Raw genomic sequence first — 12,265 nt, 5'->3', positions numbered from 1 at the left:
AATCGCGGCAATCGCTTTCTGGCGCAGGTCAAGGCTGTAGGGAGCTGGCATCACAATACTCCTCTCGATATCCTGTCATTTTGCCTGACCGAACCCTTATACGGATCGCTATATTCTCGCCGCCGCCGCTCAAGAATCGGGGCGGCCAGCCTATTCTGAACGCACCGCCATCGCCTTTAAGCCCAGCGACAATGTGTATGTAAAAAGTGTGCTGGCGGTAGATTTTACCCTGGGCAGCGCCACGGTAACGTTGCCCTTATACCGGGGACTTTCTCCCCAGGGTGAGTCGGTTTATTACATTTTGACGGAGGCCTCTGATTTTGATGTCGCCAAGACCTTAGGCATCAATTATTCTCCCAAAATGAAGCATGTCATTGGCACAGCGGGTGCTCAACCCGTGACTCTAACTAGAGGCGTCGTGCAGTTCCAAGGCAACATCGACTTCTCGCCAGAATATCGGGTTGAACCCGGTTCTCCCAATCCGTTTCCCCCGGCGGTGGCTACCCCTGGCGCGATCGCAGATGCCCAGTATTCTTCTATGGCCGTAATGCCCAGCGGTGTGGTGCTCAATGCTCAGATTGTGCACAATGCCTCGGGTAGCCACGATCGCCTAGAGGCTATTGATCTGGAAAAAAGAACCGTCACAATGTCGATTTTGGATGGCTTCCAGGGCGGGCGGCAGTACTTCTATCACCTGGTGACCGACGTGTCGGCGGACGTGCCCTCGGTGCTCGAAAAAGGGGTATTTGCCCCTAAGCTGGCGGATATTCCGGCCTTTGGCAAATCGCTGCCCGCAGATGAGTCGGCGCTGCTGGGTTTTTCGCCCGTGCTCAACGGCATTAGCGATACAAGCACTGGTCAGCACCAAGGGTTTGTGGCGTCGCTAGCCAACAACGGCATCGACCCGATCAACGTGTTTCCCTACGGCCCAGAAAACGATAATCCCTCAGCAGACAACAACTACAGCCCCCTGTGGGATGCCCACGTGAGCATGTGGACGGAGCAGGCGATCGCAGAAAATAAGGTCCGCCGCATTATCTCCCTTGAAGACCTGCAAGGTTTGATCGCCAGCGGCATGGTCACCGATGCGGTGATTAACCCCGAGGGGCCTGGCAACCCCTGGCTGTTTGGCTTGCGTCCCACTCAGGCGACGATCAACTGCCCGGTGATTGCCCATCCGGTGCTGTCGAATTAGGCGATGGTGCGGGTAAGCTCTGACCGCTGAACCAGCTCTATGGATTGACCATCTGTGCCCGGCTCTCCTCGGTCGAAACTGGGGGAAGTCGGGCACAGGCGACCCAAGAGAATGCTTTTTTCTACCGCCTCAGCTTTGCCGAAGTGGGCGAGTGGAGCAAACCCCAGCCCACCGGGCACATCAACGAAATCAATATTCCTTGGCCTGCTCGTGCTCAAAACACCATAACCACTGTTCTCCCAGTTCAGCGGAGCTAATCACGGTGTGACTGGTTTCTTCGTAGTGGCGGCGGGCGTGTTGATGTGTAGACGAATCGCAGCACAGCATCTTGCCGCAGCCTTGGCAAATGCGCAGATGCACCCAGCGGCTGTTGATATTGATGCATTCTTCGCAGCGAAATGTTGGGTAGGTGGCTTTAGAGATAATGGTTTCGGCACTCAGATCGCTGAGATGTTGGCAGGTCATCAGACTCCTCCTGGGATGTCGCTGGGAACGATCCTGGGTGTGCTGAGGTAGCGCCTTTGGAGCAGCTAATTTTCAGCAAATCCATTGCTATCCCTAGGGTTCTACTCTATTTTGCCTCCTATAGCCGAGCTAGGCCACGCTTGAGGGCAATGGTGACGGCTTGGGTGCGATCGCATGCCCCCAACTTATCCAAAATATTGCGCACGTGGAACTTCACTGTGCCCTCGGCCACGCAAAGGGCTTCGCTAATGTCGCGATTGGTGTTGCCCTGCACCAGCAGTTGCAGCACCTCCAGCTCGCGATCGGTGAGTTCGGAGCTTTGGAAGCGATCGGCCAGCTTTTGGGCCACTTGAGACATGATGTACTTCTGCCCGCCGTGCACCTGGCGAATTGCAGTGAATAGCTCTTCGCAAGGTGCATCCTTGAGCAGGTAGCCCTTAGCCCCAGCCCGCAGAGCGCGGTAGATATCCTCATCGCCATCGTAGGTGGTGAGAATGATGATGCGGGCCTCGGGCCACTCGCCGCAGATAGTAGCCACCGCGTCGGCCCCCTCCAAGCAGGGCATCCGCAGATCCATCAAAATTACGTCGGGCTGATGGGTTTGGGCCAGAGCTACTGCCTCTTGACCGTTAGCGGCCATTGCTACCACCCGAAGATCGCACTGGCGCTCTAGCAGGGCCGAGAGCCCTTCCCGCAGAGCCGGATGGTCATCGGCAATGAGTATGCGAATGGGCGTAGGTGTTGCCACCAGCTGAGTCTGCTCCCTGAGGTTAGATTCTGTCATCATGGTTCTGCCTCGGGTTTAAATCCAAAACGACACAAATTTGGGTGCCCTGGTGGTGATGCCCCTCAAAAGACGGTTTTTGACCAACGCTGCGAATGGTTAAATGACCGCCAATGCGATCGGCCCGCTGCTGCATGCTAACCAACCCAAACCCCTTTAAAGCTGTCGATTCAGTCAGAGTGAAGCCCAGGCCATCGTCCCCAATGACCAGGCGAATTGCCTCTGGCTTGTAGGTTAACTGCACCGAAATGGTGCGGGCCTGAGCATGCTTGCAGCTATTGGTGATCGCCTCCTGGGCAATGCGAAACAGCTCTAGCTCCGTAGCCTCAGCCAGAGCGAAAGGGTCTCCCATTAGCCGAAACTGGCTCTCTAAGGAGGTGCCGTCGGTCATCTGCTGTAGACAGTCGGCCAAGGCCTCAGCCAGGGTGCGATTCATCAGTGCCGGGGGCCGCAGCGCCTGTACTGAGCGGCGGGCCTGGGCTAACCCTTCACGGGCCAGGTCACAGGCGCGATCGATATTGGCTTGGGCTTCAAGAACAGCCTGATCTACGGGGTCGCTGAGCCCTAGCGAGGCCGCTTGAAGCCGCATCAAAATACTGGTAAACGTCTGGGCCAGGGTGTCGTGAATGTCGCGGGCCATGCGGTTGCGCTCTTCGGTAATGGCGGCAGTCTGGGCCACCTCAGCTAGGCGAGTTAGCTCTAGGGCCAGCACCGCCTGGTTGCCTAGGGCAAAGGCCAGTTCGGCCTCTTCGGGCTTAAACACGCGGCGATGGGTAAACCGCATCACCAAAATGCCCCGCAGATCATTCCCTAAAAACAAGGGGATTTTTAGCGCGGCCTGAATGCCCCGCTGCTGAAAATAATCTCGAAAGTGCTCATAGACCGGCTCAGTGGCAAAGTCTTCGGGGTAGTCGCTGATGATCTCTCGCTTTCGCAGTCGGGTTAGCACAGGCTGGTTGTGAATTTTGCGGGCGGTGTCTAGGGACGCACCAGGGTGGGCGATCGCATCCTGATGCTTAATCTCGTCGTCTTCGTAGGAGACAAACAGTCGAAATAACCCGTTTTCGTAGCGCCAAATGCCCGCTTCTGCCGCCATAAAGCGATCGCTGCACACCGTCAGCAGGTGGCCCAAAAACTTCTCTAAGTCAGGCTCGTCGGCTAGCTTGCTGAGCGAAGCCTGCAACACCTGGTTGGCTTGGGCCAAGTCTAGGGTCGGCTGGGGCTGAGCCTTGGAATCACCAAAGTCAAAGGGGTTGTGCAAGATTCTAAAGGCTCTCAAAAGGCTGGCGCTTAGCATAAAAGTTTAAGCGGCTTTACTGGCTGGGTTGGGTGATGTATCGCACATTTTCAGCGGTCTTTGGGTTGAGCGGATCCATCCCTAACCCCTCTTTAGAGGGATGGGCAGGCCAATCGCTCACGTCATCTGCCGCTTAATCAACTGGCTAAACAAGCCCGGCTGCCCCGCCAGCTCCTTAAAGCTGCCCTGTTGCACCAGGCGACCCGCCTCCAACACATAAATGCGATCGGCGTGGCGAATGGTGCTGAGGCGGTGGGCAATTACCACCCGCGTCACCTTCAGGCGATTTAGGCTTTCGGTGACGATCGCCTGGGTGCGATTATCCAGCGCGCTGGTAGCTTCATCCATCAGCATGATTTTGGGCTTTACCGCCAAAGCGCGGGCAATCAGCAGCCGCTGGCGCTGGCCCCCCGACAGGTTGCTGCCCCCCTCACTCACCACCGTGTGCATCTGCATGGGCATAGCGCGCAGGTCGGCAGCGAGGCCCGCTTTCTCCGCAGCATCCCAGGCATCATCCAGCGTAATCAGCGCTCCCCCAGACAGATTCTCAAAGATCGACCCGGCGCTGAGGCGGCTGGTTTGCAGCACCACCCCGCACTGGCGGCGCACCGCCACCACATCCAGCCCAGACAGCGCCTGCCCGTCGTAATAGACGCTGCCCGCCTGGGGCGTATCGAACCCCAGCAGCAGCCGCATGGCGGTTGATTTGCCAGAGCCTGATGGCCCCACCAGGGCAATAAATTCCCCCGGTTTAGCCTCAAAACTGACGTTGTCGAGAATCACTGGCCCTTCGTCGCCATAGCGAAACGTGACTCGGTCTACCGAGAGCAGGCCCGAGAGCTGCCCCGGATCGGCCTTGTTCAGATTTACTTCGGGCTCGGCCTGCAAAATGGGGCTGGCCCGCTGCCACAGGGGCACCACATCCAGCAGATCCACCAGGGTATCGCTGAGGCTGGTGGCCCCAGCAACAAAGGTGCCAAAGGCCACCGAAAAGGCCAGGAATGTCCCCGTGGATAGCTCCGCGTCGGCACCGCTCAGCATTTGGCTAGCCAGCCAAAACAGCGCCATGGTGGTGACAATCGGCAGCACTGTGTTGAACACCGCCACTGCATCTTCGAGCTGTTGGGTGCTGAGGGTGAGGCGTAACTGCTGGCTGTAGCGCTGGCCCCAGACGGCAAAGGCCCGCTCCTCGGCCCCAGCCATGCGCAGCTTAGCAATACCGTTGATCAGCTGCACTACCAGACCGTAGAGCTGGCCCTGAATTTCCAATAGAGGACGGTACCGACGCACCAGCACCAGCCCAGAAGCCACAGTCACCGCCATCACCACCAAGCCGACAACCAGCGCTACCCCAGCCAGCAACGGGCTGTAGTAGATCAGCAAACCCAGGTTCAGCAGCGAGAAAGTCCCGGCAAACAGCCCTTGCAGCGCCGAGCCGCTGAGCTTGCGGCGAATCGTAGAAATGCTGGACACCCGCGAGGCCAGGTCACCCGTGGGGTATTGGCGAAAGAATCCGGTCTTGAGCTTTAGCAGCCGATCCCACACGGCGGCTTGCAGATGGGCATCGGCCCCGGTTTCAACCCGCAAGGTGGCGATCGCCTGCGCCAGTTGAAAGCTCGCTGCCCCAAAGGCCGCCGCCAGCAGGCCTAACCCAATTTGCCAGAGCAGAGCGCGATCGCCGTAGGGCACCACCGTATCCACCAGCACCGCCGTCGCCTGAGGCACCACCATGCCGATCAGCGTAGCGGCAATGCCCGTGAGACCAATCATCAGCCAGTCGCGCCCCTGACCGCGAAAGGCAAACCGCAGCAGGGAGAGGGCGTTGAGATTGTCGGTGGGCAAGGGCCGGTAGAAGACGAAGGCGACGGGGTCGAGGTGGGCAGCGAGGGTGGGGGTAAGAGGGAGGTGATGAGGTGAGGGAGGTGGGGAAGTGGGGGAGTGGGGGGAGAGGGAAAGTCCAACCGGCGCATAAATCTCGTAGCGAGGGCCAGCCATGGGCAGTAGGGCAACCGGCGATCGCCCCTCCTTTGTATAGGCCACCAGCGGGCCGCAGTCCTGTCGCCACCATTCACCCCGCAGCAGCACCCGGCGCAGGCGCAGTTGAGAGGCGCGGGCGATCGCATCCAACGGCTGCTTCATTCGCGCCCCATTTTCCGATGCCGCTTGGGGTTGAATGGTCACCCCCAAGGCTTTGCCTACAGCCCCGGCCACCGCTAGCAAAGGGGATTCTGTAGAGTCAATCTCATCGCTTTCGAGCACGCCCGCCAGGCTGTGAACGACGTTTTCAGTCACGCTCTGGTTGAGCTGCTGGCGCTGCTGAAAGCGCTTCAGGCTAAGGCGCTGCTGACGGACATCGATCTGCTCAATGGTGCTAAAGCCGTAGCAGTGCAACTGAGCCAAGCCCCGAATCAGCACCTTGCGGCTGGTGACTTCGGCAGTGGGGCGAGCGAAAAACTCGATGTGATCTTGAGCCTGCATATAGGTGCCCTGGCCGAGAGGAAAGCAGCCCAGTTCAGGCGTCAGCGGGAAGGCAGGGTTGCCCATCCAGGTGGCGGTGCCCCGCTGCATGCGAATCCACAGCACCTCGGCAGCAGGGCGGCAAACCTGGCCCCGTGTTAGCGAGATGTAGTGAATTTCCGGCACCTGGCCAGTTTGGGCAGGTTTAGGAAAGCCGTCGATAGTGCCCCAGTGATGAATCCAGGGATCAATCAGGGCTTTGAGGTGGGAGGTGGGGCAGTCGGTGGCGTCGATTTCGCTCAGAGGCAAGGGAGCAATCTCGGCGGGTTCGACGGCGATCGCCATCAAACCCAAATGAGTGATAGGGCAGATGTCAGCGGCAAAAAGGGCTTCCCCAGCAGGGACGCTGAAAAGAAAGCGCCGCTTGCCGCTGGGTTGGCCATTGGCAAAAGGCACAGCGAAGAGGGCGACGTGGCCCGATTTCACCTGCCAAAGCTGGGCGGGGTCGGTCAGCAGCAGCGGTTGGTTGGCAGTGATGGTGCGGGGGGCGGCGAGGATAGGGAGGAGCATGGGTAAGTGGGGGGAGCACGGGAGAGGGGAATAGTTATTGAAGCGGCGCAGCCCCAAAGGTGGCATTAAAACGACGACACCAAATCGCAACCGAGCGATAGTCATCTAAGTTGACATCGGCTGAAATGGCATAACGTTGAGCACCGCTAAAGGATTCAAGCTCCGCCAAGACAACATACTCTCCCTCTCGCAGCGGGAAAGCCGGGGGCTCTGTTGAGCTAATCACATCCTCTGACCGATGAAGAACTACGACTAAATCAGGCCCCATCGAGGACGTTTGAAATGTTTCGTCTAGTTCTAAAACAAACTGACCACCACTGTTAATAAGTCTGGCTACTCCAGATGTGTCATGTTCCCCAGAAACAAAATTACCTGACCTAATGACACCTGCCTTTGATTCTGAATTGTTGATAGTCTCTTCAGAGTTGCTAGCAGCACCTGTTGGCTCAGCTGCAACGTCTTTGGATGCGGTAATCGCCGTTAGATTATCCTTGACTGCCTCAGATTGACTGGGCACACAGGCCACCATTAGGGAAATGGAAAGGCTTAGCAGTAGAAACCGCTTTAATTGCATGATGTCCTCAGATAGAGTTACGAGCTTGAAGGCACTATAAAAGGCCTGTCTGAGACAACCCTGAGAACGGTTAGAGACAATGCTGAACTAGGTAACCGTGGCCCTGGGAAATTTTCAGCGCACGAATTAGGCCAGCTGATCCCCGACCAGGAAGAGTAAGGGTGGGTCTGCATTCACTCTCCCTCGCTCTGAATTAGCTTCCGGTATAGCCCCTCCTCCTGCCACAGAGACTCGTGGGTGCCGCGCTGCACGACCTTGCCCCGCTCAAACACCAAAATTTCGTCGCAGTCGCGGATGGTGCTGAGCCGGTGGGCGACGATAACGCAGGTGCAGCCACGCCGCCGCAGGTTTTGGTCAATGATTTGCTCGGTTTCGGTGTCGAGAGCGCTGGTGGCTTCATCCAAAATCAAAATCGAGGGGTTGCTCACCAGGGCACGGGCGATTTCGAGGCGCTGACGCTGACCGCCGCTGAGGTTGGCGGCTCCTTCCAGCAGCGACGCGCTGAAGCCGTAGGGCAGGGCCAGAATGACGTCTGCGATCGCAGCATCCTGAGCCGCACGACGTAGATCGACTTCGGGGATGGTAGTGTCCCACAGGGTGAGGTTGTCGCGGATGGTGCCCTCAAAAATTAGAATGTCTTGCTCGACCACAGCGATGGAGTTAGTCAGCACTGCGCGGGGAATCTGGGAGCGGCAAACATCGTCAAAACAGATTTTTCCTGATCTTGGCTCGTATAGCCCTGCCATAACTTTTGCCACCGTCGATTTTCCAGAGCCACTCCCCCCCACTAGCGCTACTCGCTGCCCCGGCTGAATTGACAGATTGAGCCCTTCAATCAGCGGTGGCTCTAGAGGATGGTAGCCAAAAGCAAGGTCGTGGAGCGTAATAGAGCCAGTGAGACGGTGGGGGAGGGGAGATGGGGAGGATGAGGGAGATGAGGGAGTTAGAAAATCGGAGTCTTTCTGCCTTCTGTCTTCCTTATTTCCCCATCCCCTCATCCCCTCATCATTTAGGAGCTGCTGATCCACAGAGTTTCCCAATACATCATCGAGCCTTGTCAAATTTCCTTGCAGAGTTTGCAGGGTGCTGGCGAAGCGTACGAGGGCGTTGACGGGGCGCTGGAAACTGACCATGAGGAGCTGGAAGGCAACCAGCATGCCGATGGTGAGGTCGCCGTTGATAACGCGCCAGCCGCCGACTACCAGCAGGGCCAGGCTGGTCAGCGCCGAGAGCAAGCTGGGCAAAATGCCGAGGATTTGGTTGGTGAGGCCCAGGTCTTGCTGGGCGTTGATCGATTTGGCGTAGTACCCGGCCCAGCGGGCGAAGAAGTCAGATTCTAGGCCAGAGGCTTTGAGGGTTTCCATAGTTTGCAGACCGGCGATCGCCACCCCCGCCGCCTTGCCTGTTTCCTGGGACAGCCGCAAGTTAGCATTCACTCGTTCCCTGGCAATCCACTGCAAGGTAACGACGTTGATGGCGGCAAAGCCGACGGCGATCGCCGTCAGCAGCAGGTCATACTGAGCCATCGCCAGGGCGTAGAACAGCACTAGGGCGAGGCTGATCACGGTGCTAATCAAGCGACCCGAGAGCACGGTAGCCACCTCGTCGTTGAGGCGAATGCGGCTGGCAATTTCCCCGGCAAACCGCTGAGCGTAGAAGCCCACGGGCAGCCGCAGCACGTGCCACACAAAGCGGCTGGTGCTACCGACGGCGAGTTTGATTTGCAGCGATCGCAAATACCTGAGCTGCAACGCCGTCAGCCACCCCTGCACCACCGCCGTCAGCAGCAGCCCGACTAATAAATAGGGCAGCCACTCAAACTGCCCTTCTAGCAAAACAGAATCTACAAAAATGCGGCTGAGGGCGGGCAGCACCAGGGCAGGCAATACTAGGAATAATCCAGCGATTAAAGCGAGGAAGAGAATGCCCCAGGAGCGGTGAAGCCGCTGCCAGAGCGATCGCACCATACTTGGCCTGCGCCCCCCTTTTTGAAATTCTGGCCCAGGGACAAAAGTCAGGGCAATCCCCGTATAGCCCTCGTCAAACTCGGCAGCGGTGACCCGACGGGGGCCAGCGGCCGGGTCGTTGAGATAGATCCACCGCGCATCTTGGCCTTCGACCACCACAAAGTGGTTGAAGTGCCAGAACACAATAAAGGGAGGCTCCAGCTCCAACGCCCGCTCCAGGCTTTTCTTAAAGCCCTTAGCCTCCATGCCGTAGCTGCGGGCCGCCTTAAGAACGCTGGCAGCGGTCACCCCATCGCGCGACACGCCACAGACCTGGCGCAGTTTGGCCAAAGGCACAATTTTGCCGTGGTAGCCCAGCACTTTGCCCAGGGCCGCCGCACCGCATTCCACCGCCTCCATTTGCAGCACGGTAGGGGTTTTGACCCGTTTGGGGCGGGGTTTTATAGGAGGAACAAAAAAGACCATGGCAAGACTAATAGGTTGTGAAAACTGCCCCACTTCTGCTTTTTAAGGGAGGGAACAGAGGAGTCTTTAACGAAGGTATGGAGCGAATCTGTTACATCAGGGAGTTGGGGGAACCAGCTCTGCTCAGGCATACCCATCGTGGTACTGAGAATCACGATCTACACCCCCTTATCTACCGATCTAAAAACGGCAGCACAAAGACAATCGGCGGCTTCTGGGCCAGGGTAATGCGCCCTTCTACCGCCACCCCCGGCACGATGGTGTTAGGCGGCATCGCCTGCACCATAGGGGCTAGGTGAGCCAACACCTCAAGTCCGCCAGCGTAGGGGTCTTCCCCCCGGCGCGCCTGACTTACGGTGAGGGCGCTGGGCTCGACCACTTCGGCCACCTCGGCAGCGATGCCCGGCTCGTTATAGACCACCAGGGTTTCGGGCAACAGCACTACTGGCATGCCTGCTCGAAGCTGCCCTCTGTACTGGTTGTCGAAAATCAGCAGGGCCACCAGCTGCGGCGAATCGTCAGATTGCACCAGCAGCCCTCTGCCGTGGGTGGTGACGGGCACCCGCCCAACGATGCTCCAGAGCAGGCCCAGGCCCAGCAGCACCCCGAGGGTGCCCAGGGGTAGCCAGGCCTTGAGGGTGACTAGCTTCATCAACTCATCCAGCCGCTCAGGAGAAGACAGTCGCTCTAAAGACGCTTGCCGAAATAGACTCTCTCGCTCAGCCACGATGGTTTACCCCCAGTTGAGCCAGCATCCAGCCAAACTTTTTAGCCCCTTCAGAAACCTGTTGTAGGTCGGCCATATCTAGTTCGGCATCATCCATCGCCGAACCAAGTGTCATACCGGGTAGGGTGGGCTCGACCAGGCCCATGCTCACAGTCTGAAACTGCGCCATGATCTGCATAGCGATCACCCGGTAAAAGCGGGAGGCAAAACTGTCATCGACTTGGAGCTTAGTAGCTAGGGTTTGGCGCGGCACGGCAAAGACCAGGCATTCCGTAAGCGATCGCACCGTTACCGGCAAAGGTCGATAGTCTAAAAAAGCCATCATCCCCGGCATGCTGCCCTGGGAAAAGGTGGCAAAGGCAGGCGGATCGCCAGCACTATTTGTCAAGCCTAAAAAGCATAAAGCCAGTAAGTTGACGCTAGTTGAAGGGGCCGACACCGCCATCTGCCCATCCAGCAAGATATATAGCGACTCTACCGGACGGGCCGCCGGCAAAAGTACCCGGCCGGCCGGCACAGTCTCAACTTGGCCAAAGGCGGTGAGCCAGTCAATGTCGCTGTCGCGCAGTTCACCAAACACGGTCAATACGTCGTTGTCCGATTGCTTGCCCCACAAACGGATGCGATCGGGGCGCTCAAGAATACGGCGCAGGCGATTGGAGAGTAGAAGGGCGATCGCCTGGTAAAAATGAGCGGCAAAGGCAACATCCTCGGCGAGCTTTGTCGCGACGCAGGCGATGGGCAGCGACAGAATCAGCGTCGGCTTGAGCGCCTTTACCGCCGTTCTGCTGGGGGCATCGAGCAGGGGGCTAACACCCACCATATCGCCCTGGCTCAGTTCGTCAATGAGCACAGCTTCGTCTGCGGTCGCCCCTGGGATAGCAAAGCTTTCACCCACGGTGCCGTCAATGATTAAAGCAATGCGATCGGCAGCGACAGGAGAATGCAGCAGGCTTTGGCCTGCCGCTAGAGTTTGGCGATCGCCGCAGGCAATCATCCAATCCAAATCAGCATTACTTAAGACGCGCAGCAGTGTGTCTGTCATCAAGCCTGTAAGCGCAGCATCCTTATCCTAAAAGTCCTTCACAGATAAAACATTCGTTTGCAAAAGTAAAAGATTTTATCCAGCAGACTTTAGCCTTTTTGAGCTCAAGGATACATTTTGACTGAAATTGTCTAAGCTTTTTGTAAACAGAATTGAAAAATCGAAAAAATGCACAGTCTGGCTATCTAGAGAGTTAGGCACTTAAGCGCAAATACCCTAATCTACAAATCTTTTCAGCAGAGATTAAGGAATACTCTAAGCAATGCCTGATTTTTTCAGGCAGACAAACAGTGAGGTCGACTCCTAATGTAAGGATGTAACCCGATCGAGAGGACTTCCAATGGCTGAAGATACTGTAAAAGCTGCCACAGAAGATGATTCGCTGTCTGATGAGCAACTCAAAGAAGTAGCGGGCGGCGTCGACTTCGATCAGCTCCGTCGAGAAAACTTAGACAAAGACGCATCTCGTCTAGACGAAATTCGTCGCGACAATCTAGAAAAAGACTAGATCAGACATCTACACAAAACTTACTCTCCACGAGTTAGTATCCGTAGATACTCAAAATAGCAGTAAAAAGCCTTTGCTTTAGCTAGCAAAGGCTTTTTATCCCTCTTTAGTCACTATTGACGAAGTAAACTAAAGCTAAAAAGTATGGAAGAGGGCTGTATCTATGGTGACACCTCGACTTGCTGTCCGTACCGTGGGCTTCGTTGATGAG

Annotated in this window: 11 protein-coding genes; 2 read left to right on the top strand and 9 right to left on the bottom strand. The window is 57.1% G+C overall.

Annotation, left to right across the window (positions count from 1 at the left end):
- The first annotated feature begins 193 nt into the window (after window positions 1–193).
- Window positions 194–1,195: a hypothetical protein gene (locus H6F57_RS24605; protein WP_190631502.1), complete on the top strand. Its 1,002-nt coding sequence runs from the start codon at window positions 194–196 to the stop codon at window positions 1,193–1,195.
- Here H6F57_RS24605 and H6F57_RS24600 read toward each other — a convergent pair.
- From H6F57_RS24600 to H6F57_RS24560, 9 genes are all read right to left on the bottom strand, one after another.
- Window positions 1,192–1,374 carry a hypothetical protein gene (locus H6F57_RS24600; protein WP_190631500.1) on the bottom strand — a complete coding sequence of 61 codons (183 nt, stop codon included), beginning with the start codon at window positions 1,372–1,374 and terminating at the stop codon, window positions 1,192–1,194. The two genes, H6F57_RS24605 and H6F57_RS24600, sit on opposite strands and share 4 nt — an antisense overlap.
- Window positions 1,375–1,384: 10 nt before the next feature.
- Window positions 1,385–1,660, bottom strand: coding sequence for a UBP-type zinc finger domain-containing protein (locus H6F57_RS24595; protein ID WP_190631499.1), 276 nt, complete (start codon window positions 1,658–1,660; stop codon window positions 1,385–1,387).
- 118 nt (window positions 1,661–1,778) lie between these two features.
- Window positions 1,779–2,447 (bottom strand): response regulator transcription factor, encoded by a 669-nt coding sequence (locus H6F57_RS24590; protein WP_242025045.1) that lies wholly within the window; start codon window positions 2,445–2,447, stop codon window positions 1,779–1,781.
- A complete protein-coding gene (locus tag H6F57_RS24585; RefSeq protein WP_190631496.1) occupies window positions 2,431–3,705 on the bottom strand; it encodes a GAF domain-containing sensor histidine kinase in 1,275 nt (424 codons plus the stop codon). Before H6F57_RS24585 ends, H6F57_RS24590 begins: the two co-directional genes overlap by 17 nt.
- Before the next feature lie 153 nt (window positions 3,706–3,858).
- Complete coding sequence (locus H6F57_RS24580; protein ID WP_190631494.1) at window positions 3,859–6,768, bottom strand: NHLP bacteriocin export ABC transporter permease/ATPase subunit; 2,910 nt, start codon at window positions 6,766–6,768, stop codon at window positions 3,859–3,861.
- A gap of 34 nt (window positions 6,769–6,802) precedes the next feature.
- Window positions 6,803–7,285, bottom strand: coding sequence for a DM13 domain-containing protein (locus tag H6F57_RS24575; RefSeq protein ID WP_347279988.1), 483 nt, complete (start codon window positions 7,283–7,285; stop codon window positions 6,803–6,805).
- Between the two features lie 230 nt (window positions 7,286–7,515).
- Window positions 7,516–9,774 carry an NHLP family bacteriocin export ABC transporter peptidase/permease/ATPase subunit gene (locus tag H6F57_RS24570; protein WP_190631490.1) on the bottom strand — a complete coding sequence of 753 codons (2,259 nt, stop codon included), beginning with the start codon at window positions 9,772–9,774 and terminating at the stop codon, window positions 7,516–7,518.
- Window positions 9,775–9,946: 172 nt separating this feature from the next.
- Window positions 9,947–10,501 (bottom strand): hypothetical protein, encoded by a 555-nt coding sequence (locus H6F57_RS24565; RefSeq protein ID WP_190631488.1) that lies wholly within the window; start codon window positions 10,499–10,501, stop codon window positions 9,947–9,949.
- On the bottom strand, window positions 10,494–11,546 hold the full coding sequence (locus H6F57_RS24560) for a cyclic nucleotide-binding domain-containing protein (protein WP_190631485.1): 1,053 nt from the start codon (window positions 11,544–11,546) through the stop codon (window positions 10,494–10,496). Before H6F57_RS24560 ends, H6F57_RS24565 begins: the two co-directional genes overlap by 8 nt.
- A 340-nt stretch (window positions 11,547–11,886) precedes the next feature.
- On the opposite strand from H6F57_RS24560, the gene H6F57_RS24555 reads away from it, so the two are divergent.
- On the top strand, window positions 11,887–12,054 hold the full coding sequence (locus H6F57_RS24555) for a hypothetical protein (RefSeq protein ID WP_190631483.1): 168 nt from the start codon (window positions 11,887–11,889) through the stop codon (window positions 12,052–12,054).
- Window positions 12,055–12,265 lie beyond the last annotated feature (211 nt).

This window comes from Leptolyngbya sp. FACHB-60 (genome assembly GCF_014695775.1).
In the GTDB taxonomy this organism is placed as follows: Bacteria; Cyanobacteriota; Cyanobacteriia; order Phormidesmidales; family Phormidesmidaceae; genus Nodosilinea.
This window is presented reverse-complemented; position numbering and strand designations above follow the sequence as displayed.

Coding starts and splice junctions, on each gene's coding strand:
- H6F57_RS24580 (WP_190631494.1), bottom strand. CDS start 6,768: ATGCTCCTCCCTATCCTCGCCGCCCCCCGCACCATCACTGCCAACCAA.
- H6F57_RS24590 (WP_242025045.1), bottom strand. CDS start 2,447: ATGATGACAGAATCTAACCTCAGGGAGCAGACTCAGCTGGTGGCAACA.
- H6F57_RS24560 (WP_190631485.1), bottom strand. CDS start 11,546: ATGACAGACACACTGCTGCGCGTCTTAAGTAATGCTGATTTGGATTGG.
- H6F57_RS24555 (WP_190631483.1), top strand. CDS start 11,887: ATGGCTGAAGATACTGTAAAAGCTGCCACAGAAGATGATTCGCTGTCT.
- H6F57_RS24570 (WP_190631490.1), bottom strand. CDS start 9,774: ATGGTCTTTTTTGTTCCTCCTATAAAACCCCGCCCCAAACGGGTCAAA.
- H6F57_RS24595 (WP_190631499.1), bottom strand. CDS start 1,660: ATGACCTGCCAACATCTCAGCGATCTGAGTGCCGAAACCATTATCTCT.